21 protein-coding genes are annotated in these 20,024 nt (G+C 65.2%); 3 read left to right on the top strand and 18 right to left on the bottom strand.

What is annotated here, in order from left to right; translation table 11 throughout:
* Positions 1 to 53 precede the first annotated feature (53 nt).
* The gene (gene aptA, locus AWB81_RS12505; RefSeq protein WP_062635658.1) at positions 54 to 1,382 is read left to right on the top strand and encodes an omega-aminotransferase AptA; all 1,329 of its coding nucleotides are present in this window, start codon (positions 54 to 56) and stop codon (positions 1,380 to 1,382) included.
* A 79-nt stretch (positions 1,383 to 1,461) separates the two neighbouring features.
* Here the strand turns inward: aptA and AWB81_RS12500 are convergent, their stop codons facing one another.
* Entirely contained in the window at positions 1,462 to 2,580 is a 1,119-nt protein-coding gene (locus tag AWB81_RS12500; RefSeq protein ID WP_062635656.1) for a succinylglutamate desuccinylase/aspartoacylase family protein, read from the bottom strand.
* Between the two features lie 24 nt (positions 2,581 to 2,604).
* Positions 2,605 to 3,375 (bottom strand): transporter substrate-binding domain-containing protein, encoded by a 771-nt coding sequence (locus tag AWB81_RS12495; protein WP_062635654.1) that lies wholly within the window; start codon positions 3,373 to 3,375, stop codon positions 2,605 to 2,607.
* Positions 3,376 to 3,492: 117 nt separating this feature from the next.
* Between AWB81_RS12495 and AWB81_RS12490 the strand changes: the two genes are divergently transcribed.
* Positions 3,493 to 4,422: a LysR family transcriptional regulator gene (locus AWB81_RS12490; RefSeq protein WP_062635651.1), complete on the top strand. Its 930-nt coding sequence runs from the start codon at positions 3,493 to 3,495 to the stop codon at positions 4,420 to 4,422.
* Between the two features lie 13 nt (positions 4,423 to 4,435).
* On the opposite strand, the gene AWB81_RS12485 is transcribed toward AWB81_RS12490, so the two are convergent.
* From AWB81_RS12485 to AWB81_RS12415, 15 genes are all read right to left on the bottom strand, one after another.
* Entirely contained in the window at positions 4,436 to 4,921 is a 486-nt protein-coding gene (locus AWB81_RS12485) for a DUF6496 domain-containing protein (RefSeq protein WP_062635649.1), read from the bottom strand.
* A 95-nt stretch (positions 4,922 to 5,016) separates the two neighbouring features.
* Positions 5,017 to 6,822, bottom strand: coding sequence for a VWA domain-containing protein (locus AWB81_RS12480; protein ID WP_235025778.1), 1,806 nt, complete (start codon positions 6,820 to 6,822; stop codon positions 5,017 to 5,019).
* Positions 6,819 to 7,409, bottom strand: a complete 591-nt coding sequence (locus AWB81_RS12475) for a TadE/TadG family type IV pilus assembly protein (protein ID WP_062635646.1) — start codon at positions 7,407 to 7,409, stop codon at positions 6,819 to 6,821. The genes AWB81_RS12480 and AWB81_RS12475 overlap by 4 nt, the downstream gene beginning before the upstream one ends.
* A gap of 92 nt (positions 7,410 to 7,501) precedes the next feature.
* Positions 7,502 to 8,017 carry a TadE/TadG family type IV pilus assembly protein gene (locus tag AWB81_RS12470; protein ID WP_087134921.1) on the bottom strand — a complete coding sequence of 172 codons (516 nt, stop codon included), beginning with the start codon at positions 8,015 to 8,017 and terminating at the stop codon, positions 7,502 to 7,504.
* Positions 8,014 to 8,907 carry a tetratricopeptide repeat protein gene (locus AWB81_RS12465; protein ID WP_062635644.1) on the bottom strand — a complete coding sequence of 298 codons (894 nt, stop codon included), beginning with the start codon at positions 8,905 to 8,907 and terminating at the stop codon, positions 8,014 to 8,016. The genes AWB81_RS12470 and AWB81_RS12465 overlap by 4 nt, the downstream gene beginning before the upstream one ends.
* Positions 8,904 to 9,872: a type II secretion system F family protein gene (locus tag AWB81_RS12460; RefSeq protein WP_062635642.1), complete on the bottom strand. Its 969-nt coding sequence runs from the start codon at positions 9,870 to 9,872 to the stop codon at positions 8,904 to 8,906. The genes AWB81_RS12465 and AWB81_RS12460 overlap by 4 nt, the downstream gene beginning before the upstream one ends.
* Positions 9,869 to 10,843 (bottom strand): type II secretion system F family protein, encoded by a 975-nt coding sequence (locus AWB81_RS12455; RefSeq protein ID WP_062635640.1) that lies wholly within the window; start codon positions 10,841 to 10,843, stop codon positions 9,869 to 9,871. The genes AWB81_RS12460 and AWB81_RS12455 overlap by 4 nt, the downstream gene beginning before the upstream one ends.
* Positions 10,840 to 12,243, bottom strand: coding sequence for a TadA family conjugal transfer-associated ATPase (locus tag AWB81_RS12450; RefSeq protein WP_062635638.1), 1,404 nt, complete (start codon positions 12,241 to 12,243; stop codon positions 10,840 to 10,842). Before AWB81_RS12450 ends, AWB81_RS12455 begins: the two co-directional genes overlap by 4 nt.
* The gene (locus tag AWB81_RS12445; protein ID WP_062635636.1) at positions 12,243 to 13,463 is read right to left on the bottom strand and encodes a CpaE/TadZ family protein; all 1,221 of its coding nucleotides are present in this window, start codon (positions 13,461 to 13,463) and stop codon (positions 12,243 to 12,245) included. Before AWB81_RS12445 ends, AWB81_RS12450 begins: the two co-directional genes overlap by 1 nt.
* Before the next feature lie 25 nt (positions 13,464 to 13,488).
* On the bottom strand, positions 13,489 to 13,863 hold the full coding sequence (locus tag AWB81_RS12440; protein WP_062635634.1) for a CpaD family pilus assembly lipoprotein: 375 nt from the start codon (positions 13,861 to 13,863) through the stop codon (positions 13,489 to 13,491).
* A 10-nt stretch (positions 13,864 to 13,873) separates the two neighbouring features.
* Positions 13,874 to 15,292, bottom strand: coding sequence for a type II and III secretion system protein family protein (locus AWB81_RS12435; protein WP_374730485.1), 1,419 nt, complete (start codon positions 15,290 to 15,292; stop codon positions 13,874 to 13,876).
* Positions 15,293 to 15,459: 167 nt separating this feature from the next.
* Positions 15,460 to 16,422, bottom strand: a complete 963-nt coding sequence (cpaB, locus tag AWB81_RS12430) for a Flp pilus assembly protein CpaB (protein WP_062635630.1) — start codon at positions 16,420 to 16,422, stop codon at positions 15,460 to 15,462.
* Positions 16,423 to 16,434: 12 nt separating this feature from the next.
* On the bottom strand, positions 16,435 to 16,944 hold the full coding sequence (locus tag AWB81_RS12425) for an A24 family peptidase (protein ID WP_062635628.1): 510 nt from the start codon (positions 16,942 to 16,944) through the stop codon (positions 16,435 to 16,437).
* 74 nt (positions 16,945 to 17,018) lie between these two features.
* Entirely contained in the window at positions 17,019 to 17,204 is a 186-nt protein-coding gene (locus AWB81_RS12420) for a Flp family type IVb pilin (protein WP_062635626.1), read from the bottom strand.
* 494 nt (positions 17,205 to 17,698) lie between these two features.
* Positions 17,699 to 18,124, bottom strand: coding sequence for a low affinity iron permease family protein (locus AWB81_RS12415; protein WP_062635624.1), 426 nt, complete (start codon positions 18,122 to 18,124; stop codon positions 17,699 to 17,701).
* A gap of 44 nt (positions 18,125 to 18,168) precedes the next feature.
* Here AWB81_RS12415 and AWB81_RS12410 point away from each other — a divergent pair, with 44 nt between their 5' ends.
* Entirely contained in the window at positions 18,169 to 18,741 is a 573-nt protein-coding gene (locus tag AWB81_RS12410; protein WP_062635622.1) for a DNA-3-methyladenine glycosylase, read from the top strand.
* Positions 18,742 to 18,791: 50 nt separating this feature from the next.
* On the opposite strand, the gene AWB81_RS12405 is transcribed toward AWB81_RS12410, so the two are convergent.
* On the bottom strand, positions 18,792 to 20,003 hold the full coding sequence (locus AWB81_RS12405; RefSeq protein ID WP_062635620.1) for an ABC transporter substrate-binding protein: 1,212 nt from the start codon (positions 20,001 to 20,003) through the stop codon (positions 18,792 to 18,794).
* Positions 20,004 to 20,024 lie beyond the last annotated feature (21 nt).

Genomic DNA, 20,024 nt, shown 5'->3' with positions numbered 1-20,024 from the left:
GGAAATTGTCGCGGACTAGAGTGAGCGTTCTTTCCTCCGAGGAGACCTAAACCATGAACGCCCGCCCCGTCATCGACGACCTCTCGTCCTTCTGGATGCCCTTCACCGCCAACCGCCAGTTCAAGGCCGCGCCGCGCCTGCTGGAGAGCGCGAAGGGCATGTACTACCGTTCGACCGACGGTCGCGAGATTCTCGATGGCTGCGCCGGCCTCTGGTGCGTGAACGCGGGACACTGCCGCGACGAAATCGTCGAAGCGACGCAAAAGGCGCTCGCCACGCTCGACTTCGCGCCGACGTTCCAGATGGGCCATCCGCTGGCGTTCGAGGCGGCGTCGCGGGTCGCGGGCCTGATGCCCGAAGGGCTCGACCGCATCTTCTTCACGAACTCTGGTTCCGAATCCGTCGATACCGCGCTGAAGATCGCGCTCGCCTATCACCGCGCGCGCGGCGAAGGCCAGCGCACGCGCCTGATCGGCCGCGAGCGCGGCTATCACGGCGTGGGCTTCGGCGGGATTTCGGTCGGCGGTATCGCGCCGAACCGCAAGACGTTCTCGGGCGCGCTGCTGCCGTCCGTCGATCACCTGCCGCATACGCACGACCTCGAACACAACGCGTTCTCGAAAGGCCAGCCCGCCTGGGGCGCGCATCTCGCCGACGAACTCGAGCGCATCGTCACGCTGCACGATCCTTCGACGATCGCCGCCGTGATCGTCGAGCCGCTCGCGGGTTCGACCGGCGTGCTGGTGCCGCCGCAGGGCTACCTGCAGAAGCTGCGCGAGATCTGCACGAAGCACGGCATCCTGCTGATTTTCGACGAGGTCATCACCGCGTTCGGCCGTCTGGGAAAAGCGACGGCGAGCGAGTACTTCGGCGTCACGCCCGACCTCATCACGATGGCGAAGGCCATCAACAACGCGACCATCCCGATGGGCGCCGTCGCCGCGCATCGCAACGTGCACGACACGGTCGTCGGCGCGGGCGCGCAGAACGCGATCGAGCTGTTCCACGGCTACACGTATTCCGCGCATCCGGTCGCGACTGCCGCGGCCGTCGCGACGCTCGATCTCTACGCACGCGACCGGCTGTTCGAGCGCGCGGCATCGAAGGCGGAGAAGTTCGAATGGGCGGCGCATGCGCTGCGCAGCGCGCCGTACGTGAAGGACGTGCGCAATCTCGGGCTCGTCGCGGGTGTCGAACTGGAATCGCGCGAGGGCGCGCCCGGCGCGCGCGCATATGAAGTGTTCGTCAAGTGCTTCGAGGCGGGCGTGCTCGTGCGCTATACCGGCGACATCCTCGCGTTTTCGCCGCCGCTTATCATCGAGGACGATCAGATCGATCATCTCTTCGGAACGGTTCGCAAGGTGCTCGAGAGCGTGAAGTAAGGCATTTCGAGCTACAACGAAAAATGCCGTTCGGCCTCGCGCTGAACGGCATTTTCTGTTTGCGGGCGAGACCGGCCGCTCACGCTCCGATCAGAACCCCTGTCCTGAACGCCCGCTCGCCGGACACGCGCCCCATCGGCGCGCCGGCATACGCGAACCTGATCGCGCGACGCATGTAGAACACGCCGTCGTTCTTCGTGGTCACCGTCGTGACCGCATCCGTCAACGGATCGACGATATCGAACACGGGATCGCCCGCCTTCACGAAAGCCCCGACGCTCGCCCGATACACCACCACGCCCGCCACCGGCGCGACGAACTGCTCGCTGCCCGCAAGCGGCGCCGCCGGATGCAGCAACGGCGGCAGCGCACGCGCCTCTCCCTCGATCACCCAGCGCCGTACCAGAAACTCGACGATCGCATCCGCATCCTGTTGCGCCGCCTCGTACGAGACGTCACGCTGTCCGCGATGTTCCAGCGTCACCGCGATGTTCGGCGCCGCAAGCGGCGTCTCGCCGAGCAGCGTGCGCACTTCGTTCCAGAGCAACGTGTGGATCTCGTCGAAGGACTGTCCGCCCGAATCGGTCGCGAGCAGAACGCCGTTCGCGCCGATATAGCGCGCGAGCGGTTCGACGGCGGGCCAACTCGCCGGACTCGTATAGAGATGCATTGTCGCTTCGAGCGAGCAGTGCAGGTCGAGGACGATGTCGGCATCGGCGGCGAGCGTGAGAAGCGTCAGCCGCAGCGATTCGAACTCGTTCCTGGCGACGCTCTCGGCGAGCATCTCGCGCACCGCGCGGCGCAGGAGTCGCGTGTTCTTCTGCGCGTCGCCGGTCCATGCCGTTCCGACGCGCGCGATCAGCGCCTCGGCCGCCGGCATCGGAAAGCTGCGGTTGAAGTTGTGTCCGCTATTCGCTTCGAAGCGTCCGAGAAACTGGCCGAGCACATGCTGCGACAGTCCGACCGGATTCGCCACCGGCACGAGCACGACCTCGCCGCGCACGCGCCCATCGGCTTCGAGCGTCATCAGGCGCTGCTTCAGTTGCCATGCGGTGAGCATCGCGGGCGTTTCGTCGGCATGGAGCGACGCCTGCACATACACCTTTTCGCCCGCACCCGGCGTGCCGAAGTGAAAGCTGACGAGTTCGCGGTTCGTGCCGAGCGTCGTCGAGACGAGCGGCGTGAGTTGGGTTTGCATCCGGTGTTCCTTGAGTCGAGGCGTTCAGTCGCCGTACACGTCGAAGTCGAAATACTTGCGGGCGATCTTCTGATAGGTGCCGTCGGCACGCATGTCCGCGACCGCGCGATCGACCTTCGCCTTGAGCGCCGTGTCGTCCTGCCGCAGACCCATGCCGACGCCGTGATCGCCCATCGAGAGCGGCTCGCCGACGAAGGCGAAGCCCGTACCGCGCGGCGTCTTCAGGAAACCGTGCTCCGCTTCCACCGAGCCGAGCAGCGCGGCATCGATGCGACCTGCCACGAGATCGTTGAACACGCCTTCCTGGCTCTGATACGCGACCACTTCGACGCCGCCCGGCTGCCAGTTCTTGAGCGCATAGGTTTCGAACTGACTGCCGCTCTGCACGCCGATGCGCTTGCCGCGCAGGCCTTGCGCGCTCGCGGTGAGCGGCGCGCCGTTCTTCGCGATCAGCCGCGATTTGAACTGGAACAGCTTGGTGGAGAACGCGATCTGCTTCATGCGCTTGTCGGTGATCGCCATCGACGACATGATCCCGTCGATCTTGCGCGCCTGCAGCGCCGGGATCATCCCGGAGAATTCGAGTTCGACCCATTCGCAATGCATCGCGATGCGGCGGCAGATCTCGTCGCCGAGATCGACGTCGAAGCCGGCGACGTGGCCGTCGGGCGTCTTCACGTCCATCCGCGGATAACCCGGGTCGATGCCGAGGCGCAGTGCGCTGGCATCGCGGGCAATGGCAGGCGACGCGGCCAGCACCGCGGCGATCCTGAGAAGCGAAGCGAGTCTTTTCATGGGCAGGCGGGAAGGTTCTTTTCGAGAAAACGTCTGCCGATGGTACGGGCGCAAAGCGCTACAAATAAGGCGCGATTTGCTTATCATGATCACTGTTTGAGATCACTGGACAACCCCGTGGAACTGACTCTCACCCAGTTGCGCATGTTTATCGCGGTTGCCGAAAGCGGCAGCCTGCGTGCGGCCGCGCGCCATCTGAACGTCGCGCAAAGCGGCGTGACGCAACAGCTGCGCAAGCTCGAAGCGAGCGTCGGCGGACCGCTGTTCGAGCGCGGGCATCGCGGCGCGCGGCTCACGTCGGTCGGCGAACGCCTCCGGCTGCGCGCCGACGTGATCCTCGGCGAATGCATTCGCACCGAAGAGGAAATGCGTCAACTGCGCGGCGAATCGACGGGACACGTCGCGCTCGGGCTCGCCGCAGAAGCCACGATGCGCCTCTTCCCCGCGCTGCTCGCGAGCTTTCGCGAGCGCTGTCCGCGCATCGAGGTGCATCTGACGAGCGCTACTTCGCGCGTGCTCACTTCATGGGTTCGGGACGGGAGCCTGGACTTCGCGCTTGCGCTGGTCTCGCACCAAGCCGACGTCCACGACCTGGAGACGACGCGCCTGTTCGATTCGGAAGTATCGGTGATCGCCCGGCGCGATCACCCGCTCGCAAAGGCGCACACGCTCGCCGAACTGCGGGAGTGTGAATGGGTCAGCACCCGGCCGCGCCGGGCCGTATCGGCGACGAACCGCCTCTCGATGCTCTTCGATGCGGCCGGGCTCGCGCCGCCGCACATCGCCGCCACGACCGAGGCAGTCTTCGATACGCTGCATTGCGTCGCGCACTCGGACTATCTGGCGCTCGAACCGGCGCGGCTCGCGGATCACGCGTTCTTCCGCGACTCGCTCGTCATCGTGCGGATCGCGGAGCACGCGGCGCTCACGCCGGTGTGCCTCGTGCGCCGCGCGGGCGTGCCGCTCACGCCCGCCGCGCAGGAACTCGCGACGATGGCCGTCTCCTTCGCGCGGATGCTGCCCGATTCCGTGCGAAGCCGTCGTTGAAAGCCAGGACGACTCAACGCGCCGCGTGACGCGCAGCGGCGGCCTTGCGGCGCGTCGCCCAACCCTTCTTCGCGGCGGCCGAGCGGTCAGCGGCGGAACGGCGGCTCGCGCTCGCGTGCGACTGCCGTGACAGCGCCGTATGCGACGCGGCCTTCGTGCTTTCGCGCTTCAGTACGCGGGTCGAAACGGCCGAGCGCTTGCTCTTCGACTCGGTGCTCGCGCTCTTCTTCGTCTTGTGCTGGCCAGCGGCCGAATCCTTGGACGCCTTGTTGCGCGTGGCTTCGGACGTAGTGCCCTTCTTGGGCGCCTTCGCCTTGACACCGGCGCGCCGCGCCTCGGACAAGCCGATCGCGATCGCCTGCTTCGCGGACTTCGCGCCGTGCTTGCCTTCGCGGATGTGGTCGATCTGTTCCTTTACGAACGCGCCGGCCTGGGTGCTCGGCGACTTTCCTGCGCGCTTCGCAGCAGACGCGCGCTCGACAGTTTTCTTCTCCGGCATGTCGACTCTCCTTCAAGAGTTCAAGTGGACTTGCAGAGAGTTTTTAGCAACCGACGTGCCCGCAATGCACGCGTCGTGCATTGCGGGCACTGCTTTCATTGCGTCAGGCGAAGCACGCCGAGGTTGCCGGCGATCTGCTGGAAGATCGCGTCCAGGTCGTCGTTGGTCGGCGCGTGGAAGTAGTCCCCCGGCGACGCGCAGTTCTGCATCACCTGCTGCGCGACGCCGCTCGACGCGTCGGCGCCGAAGGTGATCGCGTACACCACGATGCCGGCGTTCTTCATCGCCGTGCAGACGCCGAGCTGGAACGCGTTGATGTCCGTCACCGACGACATCGATCCGTTGACGAGCGACGTGCCGTTGGTCCGCTTGAGCGTCGGCGCCTGCAGCACGTTGTTCGCGACGCCCGAGAGACCGTTGAACGAGGGCATCGGCATGATGCCGTTCGCGGTGCCGGGATCGTTCTGGCCATCGGTCAGCACGATCGCGACGCGCTGCAATGCCTGCGTGGTTTCCGGCCGCGGCATGCTGGGGTCGGTGGATATCCAGCCGTTGCCGGCGCCCGCCAGGTTGTCCGACCAGTCCGACGAGAGCATCCGCCAGCCCCAGAGCAGCCCGGTCGGAATGATCGTCGAGCCGCTTGCCTGCATCTTGTTGATCGCGGTGGTGAGCGCGCTCGAATCCTGCGTGAGGAACTTCGCGGGCTGAATCCCGCAAGGTCCGTTCATCGTGCCGGTCGAATTCGTGTTGCCGTTCTGGTAGATCGTCGTGATCGTGGGCTTGTCCGTCTTCGGCTGGCCCCACAGGTTCGCGACCGTGGCGCCGTTCTTCGTGCCGCAGTAGGTCAGCGAGCCGTTGGTCTGGTAGCTGAGCGGACCGCCCATGAACGACGTCGTGGCGGTCACGTTGCACTTCGTGCTGTTGTCGTAGGTCGTGACCGTGAAGCCCGCCTTCGGCACGTTGTAGTAGAACGGCGTGAAGGCCGGGACGTTCTTCGGCGCGTAAGCGCTCGGATAAAGGTTGCCCGACGCGTCGCGCGGCTCGACGGCACAGCCGCCCCACCCCGACTGCGTGATCGACGAATCCGGCGCCATCGATACGTTCTTGGGGTTGTAGGTGAACTTCGGCGTCATCCAGCTTCCGCTCGACTGCAACGCGCCTTTCACGTTCACCAGCGTCGTGAACGGCACGAGCCCGATGTACGAATCGTGGCCCGACTGGCCGAGGATGCTCGACACGAGCCGGGCCGCCGCTGTTCGCAGCCCGGCGATCTTCGTGCCCTGCGTCTTGTCGCTGCTGGCGTAGTCCGCCATCGAGCCGGTGTTGTCGAGCACCAGCACGAGTTCGAGCGTGCTCTTCGGCAGGCGCAGCGCCGCGTTGGAGGCCGTAACGGTCGAGACATCCGGCGTGTTGCCCGACCCCGAACTGGAGCCCGAGCCGCTGCCTGTCGTGTTGGTGCCGAAGAATACCGGCGCGAGCAGCGGCATCGAGCCCGACGCCGAGAGCTTGATCGTCTGGCCGGCGGCGGGCGTGCCGCTCACGGTCGCAGAAAACTTGTTGTCGGGCATCACGAGGTCGAGATAGCCCGTCGGCATGTTGGCGTCGTAGTACGCGCGGGCGTCCTTCTGCCAGTTGGCGAGATCGCTGCCCGACGTGCTCGCGTAGTGCGAGAGATCGGCGCCGGCCGAGAGCGTCGCGACGTCGAGCGCCATCTGCATGCGCGCCTGCGTCATCTCGTAGTGGATCGTGTCGAGCGCGGTGCACATCGCGCCGATCATCATGCTCGCGCAGACCGCGAGGATCATCGTGACCGCGCCCTCATCGCCTTTCACGAGCGCAGCGGCGCCGCGCCCCTTGGGCGTGAAGCGGCGCCGGGGTGTCATGTCGGTACTTCGCATCATGAGGCGGCCTTGAGCAGGAGTGGCTGCCCGTCGCGCTGGCGCACGTAGACGCGCTGATAGATCGTCTGCTTGCCGGGCGCGTTGGTCCAGAACGGCGCGGTCATCGAGAACGGCGTGTACGAATAGAACACTTCGACGATGACCGCCGAGTCGCCGCTGCGAAACGGCCAGGTCTTCGGCAGGATACTGGTCTTCGTGACGAGCGAGGTCATGCCCGAAGCGATCCACGGCGCCTTGCGCTGCCATGCGATCTGGGCGGTGCCCGCGCCCCAGGTCTGGCTCGGCGGCAAGATCGGCGTGGTGCAGCCGGTGCTCTGGTCGCACACCGAGGTCACGACCACGCCGCCCTTGGCCTGCAGCGTGTTCGGCATCGCGAGCACGGCTGCGGCGTTCCAGATCGAGCCGAGGTTGTTCGAGTTGCTGGTCGTGTTGTCGTCGATGACCTGCTGCATCTGGCCGATCGAATCGGCGAGCGTGAACGCCGTGTGCTCGACGATGCTCACCGTGCGCATGTACAGATAGAGTTCGGTGAAGCCCAGCAGGACGAGCAGCATCAGCGGGACGATCACCACGAATTCGATCGTCACGCTGCCGCGCTCCGAACGCCACAGGAGCTCCAGTGCCCCTCTGGCTCCGACAGGTCGCCGGCGTGCGGCAGGCTTTGCGTCAGGCGTGCTTTTCATTTTTCGTTCTGCACGATGTAGTTGCGTTGGAACGTCATCGACTTCACCCCTAAGAGCTGGGGAATGCCCGAGAAGCCGGGGATCGTCACGGCGATGTTGTACGCCACGACGTCGCCGAAATTGCCCATGTTGGACTGGAAATTCGTGCCGCCCACGTTGTTATAGCTGCCGTAGTTCAGCGTCGTGATGCTCACGGAGCCGCCGATGTTGCGCCAGCGGCCCAGAATGTTGTTCACGACCGTCTGCGCCTGGTCGGCGCGCGTGCCGCTCGCGGGGTTGGCAGTCGTCAGTCCGATGCGCGAAGCCTGTTGCGCCGCGATCTGCACCGATGCATCGACGATCATGTCGAGCGCCATCTCCAGCGTGCCGAGCACGAGGATGAACACGACCGGCGCGACAAGCGCGAATTCGATCGCGGACACCCCGCGAATGTCACACCAGAGGCGCGCAACGAAGCACTTGCCTCGGCGTTTGCCCCTGCGCACCCCGGCGGCGGCGAAGCGACGAGTCATCGCAGGCTCGCCGCCTGGATCGGCGCGGTATGAACCGGTGCGACGCGGGCCGGCGTCGTGGCCGACGACACCGCATTCGCCGCATTGCCGGCCGGCTGGTCCATGCGCGCGCGCTGGATCTCGTAGTAGCGCAGGTTGTCCTGCACCGACGCCTTCGGCAGATCGCGCGAGAGGATTTCCGCCGCGGCTTCCGTATTGCCGAGGAGGCCGTAGGCCAGCGCGAGATTCTGGCGCGCCTGTGGCGGCGCCGCCGGATAGCGCGTCACGTCGAGCAGCACGTTCGCGCCTTCGCGCGGATTGCCCGCGAGAATCAGCGAGAGGCCGAGATTGACCGACAGGAGCGGATCGCCGGGATTGGCCTTCAGCGCCTGACGCAGCAGGGCCTGCGCACCGGCATGATCGCCGCTCAGGTCGAGCGCCGCGCCGAGGCCAGCAGATGCGAGCGGATCGTTTGGCGCCAGCGCGAGCACGCGCCGGTAGGTGGCGGTCGCGTCGTCGAAGCGGCGCTGATGGATCGCCACCCGCGCGATGCCGATGAGCGGCGCCGTTGCGTTCGGATCGCCCTGGCTTGCGCGCTGGTAGTAGACGTTCGCGCGCGTGAAGTCGCCGACTGCGTACAGCGTGTTGCCAAGCCCCGTCAATCCCGCAACCGATTTCGGGTCGGTCTGCACGGCCTTTTCATAGAGGCTCGTCGCGAGTTCGAAGTTGCCGGAGTCGAGCGCGGTGTCCGCGATGCGCAGCTCGCTCATCGTGCTCGGCGCGGTGTTGCGCATGACCGGGCGCGTGTCCGTGACCTGGCGGGTGGTCGTCGTGCACGCCGTGGCTGCGAGCATCAATGCCGCGCCACAGGCCGTCGTCACGATACGGCGGATTGCTTCGGTTGAGTTCATTTCGATTGCCCTGCGATAAAGGCGAGAAGTTGAATGACGGCGGGGCCGGCTGCGATCGCGATGATCGCGGGAAGAATGAAGAGCATCATCGGCACGACCATCTTGGGTGCGAGCTTCGCGGCCTTTTCCTCCAGCGACACGATGTGCGCAAGCCGTTCCGTGCGCGAGAGCGTGCGCAACGCCTGCGTGATCGGCGTGCCGTAGCGCATCGATTGCGTGAGCGTCGAGATGAGCGCGCGGATCGACGGCAGGTCGATGCGTTCGGCAAGACCATGCAGCGCACGCGTGCTGTCGCCGGAGAGTTTCAGTTCGTCGGCGGTCAGCGAGAATTCGTCGGAGAGCGGCGGACAGATCGACTTCATCTCGTCCGCTACGCGGCGGATGCTCACGCCGAGGCTGTTGCCCGCGTTCGTGCAGATCACGAGCAGGTCGAGCGCATCGGGCAGGCAGCCGGCCATCGCCTTGCGCCGCCGCGACGCGCGAAACGCGACGACGTACTCGGGAAGGATCATGCCGACCACGAACACCATCAGCATCGCGATGCCGCGTCCGGCCGGATATTCGCCGACGATCGGAATGTGCGAGCCGAGCATCACGGTGAGCGCGGCGCACACGAGGCCCACGCAGAACTTGACCGCGAGCAGGATCGACACCGCGACGCTGCTGCGATAGCCGCTGCGCACCATTTCCTTTTGCAGCTTCAGGCGATAGGCGGCGTCGAAGAGCGGAATCTTGTCGCCGATTCTTGCGAGCCGGCGCAGCAGGCGCGTGCGGAAGCCCACCTCCTCCTCTGCGTCGTCCGCATCGGTCCGGTCGTTGCGATGCGTGAGCGCGGCAAGACGCGCGCGCTCGGCGATGCGGCCGCGCCGGCCGCCGTGCTTGGACGCCCACCAGATCGCGATCGCCGCGAAGAGCGCCAGCAGCATCAGCAGGTTGATGAGCGTTTCGGCGTTTTCCGGAGTCATCGCGAGGTATCCAGCTTCGACATCTTGTTGATCACGAAGAGGCCGATGACGATCGAGATCACGCCGAACGTGAGCAGCTTGTGGCCTGCCTCGGTATCGAAGAGCACCATCAGGTAGTCGCGGTTGGTCGCGTACATCGACAGCATGATGACGATCGGAATCGCGGCGAGGATCTTCGTCGTGATGCGCGCTTCGCCGGTCAGCGCCTTCGTCTTCAGGCGGATCTCGCGGCGCGTGCGCACGATGCCCGCGAGGTTTTCGAGCGTCTCGCCCAGTTGGCCGCCGGTTTCGCGTTGCAACAGCAGACAGACGCTGAAGAACGAGAAGTCCGCGATTTCGATGCGTTTCACCGCCACGGCGAGTACTTCCTCGAGATCGAGACCGACCTGCAACGAATCGCCCATCAGCTTGAACTCGGTGCGCAGCGGTTCGGGACATTCGCTCGCGGCCGAGCCGATCACCTGCGTCACCGGCACACCGGCGCGCACGGCCCGCACGATCAGGTCGATCACGTCGGGGAAGCCGTCGAGAAAGCGCTTGCGAAAGCGCTCGACGAGAAACCGGTAGGCCTGCATGGCGCCGAACACCGGCAGCCCCAGGATCAGGAGCGGCCCGGCGAAGGCCGGCAGCGGCATGAAATGCGTCATCAGGAGCGCGACGATCTCGCCCGCGACCGCCACGCCGCTCACCACCTTCAGCCCATGCGTGGACGCTACCGTCCTGAGCCGCACGATCTTCGGCCCGAACCAGCGGCTCACGAGGTTGTCGCTGCGGCTGACCCTGAACAGGTCGGTATCGCGCCGCGCGCCGTCCTTGATACGCACGACCTGCTGCGAAAACGACTGCTGCATCCGCGCGTGAATGCGCGCATGCGGCTGGTGATTGCGCATGTCCTGCACGGTCAGCAGCATCACGCCGACGAGCAGCACGACGACAAACGAACAGATGGTGATGAGGTTGACCATGTTCATGGCGTCATCGCCTCGAGGAGCGCGCTTTCGAGGCCGTAGTAAGCCGCGCGCTGCGCAAACGCCGGCCGCACCGCCGCCGATTCGTACGTGCCCTTCACTTCCTCGCTGTACGCGCTCGCGTCGTAGCGGAACGTGAAGAGGTCCTGCGTGATGATCACGTCACCTTCCATGCCGACGAGTTCGGTGATGCGCGTCACGCGCCGCATGCCGTCGCGCATCCGCTCGATCTGCACGATCAGGTGCACCGCGCTTGCGATCTGGCGGCGGATCGAGAGGAGCGGCAGGTTGCCGTTCGCCATCATCACCATGCTCTCCAGACGCGTGATGCCGTCGCGCGGCGTGTTCGCGTGGATGGTCGTCATCGAGCCGTCGTGGCCCGTGTTCATCGCCTGCAGCACGTCGAAGGCTTCGGCGCCGCGCGTTTCGCCGAGGATGATGCGGTCAGGGCGCATCCGCAGCGCGTTGCGCACGAGGTCGCGCTGCGTCACGGCGCCGAGTCCTTCGGCATTCTCGGGGCGCGTTTCCAGGCTCACGACGTGCGGCTGCACGAGCTGCAGTTCGGCCGCATCTTCGATGGTGACCGTGCGCTCGCCGAGCCCGATGAAGTGCGAGAGCGCGTTGAGCAGCGTCGTCTTGCCCGAGCCCGTGCCGCCCGACACGATCACGTTGAGCCGGCAGGTGCTCGCGAGCTTGAGCACGTTCGCCATTGCCTGCGACATGTTGCCTTGCTGCGCCATCCGGTGCAGCGTGATGTTGCGCTTGGAAAACTTCCGGATCGAGATCGAGGCGCCGTGAATAGCAAGCGGCGGCAGCACGACGTTGACCCGGCTGCCGTCCGCGAGGCGCGCGTCGACCATCGGGCTGCTTTCGTCCACGCGCCGTCCGACGCCCGCCGCAATCCGCTGCGCCACGTTGATCACGTGCGCGTTGTCGCGGAACTTGCATTGCGTCAGTTCGAGCCGGCCGTGGCGTTCCACGTAGACCTGGTCGGGACCGTTCACGAGCACGTCGGTGATGGTTTCGTCGGCGAGAAGCGGTTCGATCGGGCCGAGGCCGAACATGTCGTTCAGCAGTTCGCCGACGATCTGCCCCTGCTCCGAGAGCGTGACATTCAGGCGCTCGCGCTCGGCGACTTCCAGCACCAGTTGCTCGACGCCCGGCTTCATCTGTTCGCGCGTCTTGCCGACGGCCGCCGACGCGTTCATCGCGCCGAACACGCCATTGCGGATCAGTTTGAAGAGATCGGAGCGGACCAGCGTCTCGCTGCTTTCCGGAGCCTGCGCCCGTGCCGGCGCGGGCTCCGCCGGCTTCGGCGCGAGCGCCGTCACGGTGGCGGATTCGGCGGCCGGGGGCGCTGCGTCGTCGATGGCGACCCGCGAACTCTGCTTCTGCCCGAACATTACTTCCTCCTCAGCCTGAACTTGTGGAGGAACGTGCGCTCGGCGGCCGCATGCTGCCCGGTCAGATCGCTCGCGATACGTGCAACGGCCTGGTTGAAACCGGTCGGCGATTTTTCGATCGGCGCCTCGCCGAGGTTCTCGGCCGTCGCGATCGCCTTGGTCTCGAACTGCACTTCGTGCAGCACCGTGCGTCCGACCGCCGACATGAAGTCCACGACCTGCACCTTGCCGGAACTCGCCGCGTTCGGGTTGTTCAGCAGCAGCGAGGTCGGCGGATTGTTGTCGCGATCCTCGATGAAGCGCAGAAGTCGAATCGTCTCGCGCGTCGAATGCACCGAGCGGTCGACGACGAGATAGACGCGCGATGCCTGGTCGAACGCCTCTTGCGCAAGCGAGTCGCCCGGATTGCCCACATCGAGAATCACGTAGTGAAAGCTGTCGCACAGCAATTCGATCACGCGCTTCAGGGCGCCCGGCTCGAACTGCTTCTCCGTGCCGTAGTCGAGATCGGCGGACAGCACGTAGAGCCGGCTGCCCTTCGCCACCAGCGTGCGCTCGACGTACTGCGGGTCGAGCCGGCGCACGTTCTGCAGCACGTCGACCAGACCGTTGTTGCTCGTCAGGCCGAGCATCCCGTTCGCCGCGCCGCCGCACATGTTGAGGTCGACGTAGGCGACGCGCCGGTGCGTGTCTTCCGCGAGGTGGCGCGCGAGGTTGAGCGCGAGCGTGGTCACGCCGACGCCGCCGCGCGTGCCGGCGAACGCAATCGTCTTGCCCGCGCGCGCGAGCGTCACCGGGCTCACCTTGCCCTCGGATACATTGACCGTGCGCTTGAGCAGTTCGACCGTCAGCGGCTTCACGAGATAGTCGCGCACGCCGATCTTCAGCAGGCTGCGGAACAGGCCCACGTCGTTGCGCTCGCCTAGCGCCACGACCTGCACCGACGGTTCGCACACTTCCGCGAGGCGCCCGAGATCCGACAGCGGCATCACCGAATTCTGCAAATCGACGAGCAGGAAGAGCGGCGAGCGTTCGATCTTCGACAGATGCGCGATGGCATCGTCGACGCCGCCCATTGCGATATGCACGTGCGGCATCGCCTGTTCGAGGACGAAGCTCCTCAAAACCTGCTCGGTCTTGCGATCGGAGACGAATGCGATGAAATCCGCAACGCGCACACCGCTCTTCGGCTTCAGGAAACTCAGTTCTGTCGTGCTCATGGCTTTCTTCTTCGAGAGTGGCGCGTCACTTGGAATCGCGCGACGTCGTGGTGTCGAGCTGGATCACGCGGCCGGACTGGTAGCGGCGCACTGCGCTCGCCGCCACGGCTGCATCGGCGGGGCCGAGCGTCTGCGGCTTGACGGCGTCCTCGGGGTGCGCGAGCTGCGCCGCGAGATTCGTGTAGGTCGCGCAGCCCCATTCCATGCTCGGGCGACGCAAGCCCGCGTCGGTCAGGAGCGACGGGCGCGAGAGGTTCGCGCAATCGGGCGGCACGACCGCGTGGCCGTCGTAGCCGATCACCGATTCGTTGGGCATGTTGCGCGGCGGCTTGAAGCAGCCGCTCGCGGTCGCGGCGAACGCGCAGACGAGGGCAAGGGCGAGAATTCGTGAGTGGTTCATGGCATGGCGCTCAATAGACATATCCGGCCGCGCCGACAAGACGCGGCTGGCCCGGCGGCGGCTCGTCGCCGGACTGGCGTTTGAAGCTGTATTCGACGTCGCTCGAGGGCGAAATCAGCGAGTCGAGCGGCGAGCGCAGCTTCGCCGGATCGGTCGGTTCGACGAGATACGGCGTGACCATGATCACGAGTTCCGTCTTGTTGTTCTGGTAATTCGAGGAAGAGAAGAGCTTGCCAAGCACCGGAATCGAACCGATGCCCGGCACCTGCGAAACGATGTCGGACGTATTGCTCTGCAACAGGCCGCCGATCGCGAAGCTCTGTCCGCTCGCAAGTTCGACCGTGGTATCCGCGCGCCGCACCGAGAGGCCCGGCACGGTCACGCCGCCGGTCGTCACGCTCGCCGTCGAATCGATCTGGCTCACTTCCGGGCGTACCTTCAGGCTGATGCGGCGCTCGTTGAGGACGGTCGGCGTGAAGTCGAGCTTGACGCCGAACTGCTTGAATTCGACCGAGATCGCACCGTTGGTCTGCGAGACCGGGATCGGGAATTCGCCGCCCGCGAGGAAGCTCGCAGTCTGGCCCGAGAGCGCGACCAGGTTCGGTTCGGCGAGCACCGTGAGCAGCCCCTCCTGGTTGAGCGCATCGACGAGCGCGCGGATGTCCACGTTGCCGGTCTTGAACGCGCCGAGCAGCGAGTACGCATTGTTGGTCGGCAGGTTCACCGGATAGGTGATGCCGCCCGAACCGTTCGCGATCGGCTGGTTCAGGTTGTAGATCGGGCGGCCGCTGAAGATGCCGCCATAGAAGTTGCCCACGGCGCTGCCCATCGCCTGCCAGTTGATGCCGAGTTGCTGCGTGACGTTGCGGTCCACTTCGGTGATGCGCACGCGCAATTGCACCTGCAACGGCCGATCGATGGTCATGCGGTTGATCAGAACTTCCTTTTCAGCGAGGTACGGCGTGATCGCCTGAACGACGGCATCCGCGTCCGAAGCACTCGGCACCTGGCCGGTCAGCAGCAGCGAGCCCTGCCCCGTGCTCACTTGCACGTTCAGATTCGGGAAGCGGCCGGCGATCGTGTTGCGCACCGTGATCATGTCGCGCGCGATGACAATCGTGCGTTGCAGCAGCGTCTTGTTGTTCGGCCCGAGCACATAGAGCGTCGTCGTGCCGGTCTTCTTGCCGAGCACGAACACCGTCTTCGGCGAAGGCACGTGCACGTCCGCGACCGTCGGATCGGCGACGAACACCGAAACGGCGTCCTCGTTCAGGCGCAGCATCGTGCCCTTGCCTGCATCGATCGCGAGCGGGCCCTGCTGGAGCGCCGGCTGTTCGGCGGGCGCCGCGGCGAACGGATTGGCGACCGTCCTGACCGGCGCGGCGCCGTTCGCCCGGCCCGCGGTCAGCGACGTCGCCGGTTGTGCCATTTGCCCTGGTTGTGCCGCCTCGGCCGCTGGCGCCGCCCCGAGCACGAGCATCGCGCACGCCAAGACGGGCGCGATGAGCCTTGCATCGGTGCAACTCGAACTGAACTGCGTTTTCATGACTTTGAATCCTGGCGATATGACGCTGCGGCGACCGGTGGACACGGCTTTCAGCGCTGAGTGGGAACGGTCGGCAGCGGCGGCGCTGTGTTGTCGGCGGCGCCGCTCACCTGCGCGACGCTCGACCCGTCGGCTTTTTCGGAGCCGCGATAGATGGTCACCGTGCGCGGCATGGGCGGCGCCACGTTGCCCGTGCTGGCTTTCGGCGTATGCGAGCGCGGCAGATCGCGGACCGCGCGGGAGATGTCGCCGGCCCAGATCGGCGCGCGCTCCGTCGACGAAGCCGACGCGACCGCTGAAGCAACCGGGTCGCGCGTGACAGTCGCGAAGCTGCGCAGCGCGAGCGACAGGCTGCCGAGGCGCGCGGCGACGGCCACGACCTCGCCCATGCGCGGCGTCACTTCCAGCGTGACGGTGCGCGCGCGGCTGATGGTTTCGGGCGCGTCGCCGTTGTTCTTCGGGCGCTTGATCTCCGAGCCGACCGCCAGCACGCGTACATGCTCGACGACCGTTTCGCTCGACACCGCGAGATCCGGCGAGTCCGTGCGGCGCTCCATCTGCTGGGTCAGCAGCAGGTCGACGTAGTCGCCCGGCTGGATCAGGCCGGCGTTGCCGGAGACGTCGTCTACCGCAACCGATACCGCGCGCATCTCGGGCTTGAGCGACGCCGCGAGGAAGCCGGGCGCGCTCGGCAGGATCACGTCGTCTGCGACGAGCACCGCGCCGCTTGCCACCGGATGGCGCAGGAGCGCGCCCTTCAGGTCGGGCGCGTTCGGCGCGCCGGAGACGATTGCATTGACCGGAATCTCGGTCGCGGGCATCTGTTTCCAGACGAGGTCTTCGTCGCGCAGCAGGAGGCCCTGCGGAAGATCGGCGGCACTGACCTGCACCTTCTGGGTCGAGACAACGGGCGGTGCGGAGGGACGCGAGGCACTTGCGATGACCACCCGCACGATCAGGGCAATCAGGATTGCACCGACGAGCAGCACGGCAAATTTGATGATGTTGGACATGCTGACGTCGACCTATCGCGTGGAAAGCAGGAGGAGCAGCGCGGGCAGCACGATGACGACACCGCCACCGAGTGCGAGCGCAACACCGTAAGGCACACCGCGCGCGCCGGAAAACATCGCCAGCGCCCGCATCGGGTGGGAACGCTGTGAAGGATTCATGTTTCGCGTGGCAAGACTGACCAGGGACACCAATGTCCCGATCACCGAAATGAGCGTCAATGCGGGCAGCGAGAGACCGAGGCCCGCCCACAGAAAGATGACGGAGGCGAGCTTCGCGTCGCCACCGCCCAGCATCCGCGCCGCGAACAGCGCCGCGCAGACCAGAAAGACACCGAGCGCGAGAAGCAGATGCGCGAGGACGTCGTCGGCGGACATGCCGGAGAGCAGCGCGTCCGCAAAAAAGAGAGCGCCGATCGTGAGGACGATCTTCGTCGGCAGGCGCCGCGAACGAACGTCAATGACCGCGAGCCAGAGAAGCGCGCACAGTACGACAAGGCGAATGGCAAGGGACAGGTTCTGCACGATGGTCGCGTTATGAGAGCCGTGAAACTGGCGGGATCCGGAGTGACTTTTCCGGATCCCGGCCACAGCAAAAATCAGTTTGCCTTTGCTTGCGAGTCCGAGACTTGCGTGAACAGCGTGCTGAACATCGAACCGATGCTGGTCTTGAACGTTGCCGCCATGCCGCCCAGGGCGATCACGACGATGCCGGCCAGGACCGCATATTCCATGGCGCTCACGCCGCGTTCATCGCGAACAAACGCTTTGAAGAAATTGCGCATTTTGATTTCCTTTTACGAGAAGGTAGGTGTGGACTCGGCACGAGAACACGGACCGAGTACGACACATCCTAGCGACTGTTCAAAGAAATAATCTCGCCAAATGAAGGCCTTAATGGCCTCATTTCCGGCGTTTGGAAAGGCGCTGGACTCACCGCTAGTCGGCAGAAAATCAAAAAACTTTAGGGGGGAGAAACCGCTTATTTGCGTGACGGGCGGCCTGAATCGGGCGTTTGCCGTAAAGGCAGGATTTGCCGCAAAACGTTTGCGAGCTTCGGGCATCTGACGCGACGTTTCGCGGGCCCGACATCGCGTTGCTAATTCTTTGCGCTCTCTGGATAGCGCTCCGCGCCATGGCTAATGCAGCGCGGCATTCGTTGCTTTGCCGCGGGATGGCAAAAGGCGGGAAATGCAGAATACGCATTTTATCCCGTACCCCCCCGCCGTTGGCAAGTCGGTGGCGTCATAAATATCGGGAAAAACCTCTTGCCGATCGTTCAATCCTTGTGCATTCGATCAACGGAAGGCAGATCGACCTCCCTGCTTGCATCGCGCAAATCGTCGCGTGCTTCTCTTGCGAGCTTTTCATAGCGCTCGCGAAAACGCCCGAGATCCTTTTCGTCGAGTTCTTCCAGATCGAGCAGCGCGTTATGCGCCTTGTCGATTGCGCGGATGAGTTCGTCGAGCTTGATCTGCATCGCGGCGGTGTCGCGATTCTGCGTGTTCTGGATCAGGAAGACCATCAGGAAGGTGACGATGGTAGTCGACGTGTTGATGACGAGTTGCCAGGTATCGCTGAAGTGAAAGAGCGGCCCGGAAATGGCCCAGACAAGCACGAGCAGTACCGCGATCACGAACGTCGATGCATGGCCGGAGATCTGCGCGAGCGAGTTCGAGAACTTGAGGAACCAGGATTTTTTCATGTTTGTTCTCCGCGATGATCGGATAGGCGAGCCCGGCTAGAATAATGCCTGTGACTTCCACCATCGACTTTTTCGCTTCCTCGGACGTCGTCGCGAGGCTATTGATCGGCGCCGTGCTGACGGTAGACGGCGTCGGCGGCCGCATCGTCGAGACGGAGGCGTACGACCGCGAGGACCCGGCGTCGCACACTTTTTCCGGCCCCACGCCGCGCAACGCGGTGATGTTCGGCCCGCCCGCGCATGCTTACGTCTACCGCTCCTACGGGATCCACTGGTGCCTGAATGTCGTCTGCCGCGAGGCCGGTCATGGCGCGGGGGTGCTGATTCGCGCGATCGAGCCGCTTCACGGCATTGACGTGATGCGTGAGCGGCGCGGGCTGGAACCGCTCAGGCTTTTGTGCTCCGGGCCGGGGCGCGTGGCCCAGGCGCTTGGCGTGACACATCGGAACAACGGGATGTCCGTGCTCGAAGCGCCGTTTTGCGTGGAGCCGCCGCCGGCCGGCGAAACGGTCGAGATCGTCAGCGGTCCGCGGATCGGGATTTCGAAGGCGGTCGACGTACCGTGGAGGTTTGGGCTCGCCGGGTCCAGGTTTGTCAGCAAGCCCTTTAAAGGCTGAGCGCCGACGCCTGGATGCGGGATGCGGGTTTGACGGTTCACGCCACCCCGTTACTCCGCGGCCCTCAGCTTCCTGACTTCATCGTCGGAAGGCTGGACACTGGCCCCATCGACGTATCGATACGAAGCCATTACCCCTTTCCCGTCCTTGAGTCCGGTCACCCCGACGTACGCCCCCATGGTCGACTGGTTGTCGATGGCCCGATAGGAAATCGGCCCGAACGGTGTATCCACCGCGAGCCCCTTGAACGCCGCAGCCAGCTTGTCCGAATCGGCCGACCCTGCTTTCCTGAGACCGTTGGCGAGCGACATCATCGCGCTATAGCCCACGACCGATCCGAGCCGCGGATAGTCGTGATACTTCGCCCGATAATCGGCGACGAACTTCTTGTTGGCCGCCGTATCGATCGAATACCACGGGTAGCCCGTTACGATCCAGCCCACGGGCGCCTCCGCTCCAAGCGGATCGAGATACTCCGGCTCGCCCGTCAGCAGCGACACCACCGCACGGTCCTTGAAGAGCCCTCGCGTGTTGCCCTCGCGAACGAACTTGCCGAGGTCGGCGCTGAACAGCACGTTGAAGATCGCATCGGGCTTCGCATCGGCAAGCGCCTGCGCCACCGCGCCCGCATCGACATTGCCGAGGGGCGTCGCCTGCTCCGTCACGAACTCGACATCCGGTTGCGCCGCCTTCATGAGCCGCTTGAACGTCGCCACCGCGGACTGGCCGTACTCGTAGTTCGGATACACCAGCGCCCAGCGCTTCTTCCTGAGCTTCGCCGCTTCCGGCACCAGCATCGCGACTTGCATGTACGTCGACGGCCGCAGGCGGTACGTATATTTGTTGCCGTCCTGCCAGACGATCTTGTCGGTGAGCGGCTCGGCAGCCAGGAAGAAGATGCGGCGCTGCTTCGCGTAGTCAGCCAGTGCAAGCCCCGTGTTCGACAGGTAGCCGCCGAACAGGAGCTTCACCTGCTCGCGCGCGACGAGTTCCTGCGCGACGCGAATCGTGTCGCCGGGATTGCCGTTGTCGTCGCGCGAGACGACTTCGAGCTTGTTGCCGTTCACGCCGCCCGCCGCGTTGATCTCGTCGAGCGCGAGATTCCAGCCGTTCCTGTACGGACCCAGAAACGCCGGCTGCGCCTTGTAACTGTTGATCTCGCCGATCCGTATCGTCTCCGCACGCGCGCCACTTGCGGCGAACGTGACGCCAAGAGTTGCCGCAATGACCGTCAGACGAGAAAGCGTTGCCGCGCGCTTCATGAAGATGACTCCGGGTTAAAT

It is taken from the genome of Caballeronia arationis (assembly GCF_001544975.2).
Classification (GTDB): Bacteria; Pseudomonadota; Gammaproteobacteria; order Burkholderiales; family Burkholderiaceae; genus Caballeronia; species Caballeronia arationis.
This window is presented reverse-complemented; position numbering and strand designations above follow the sequence as displayed.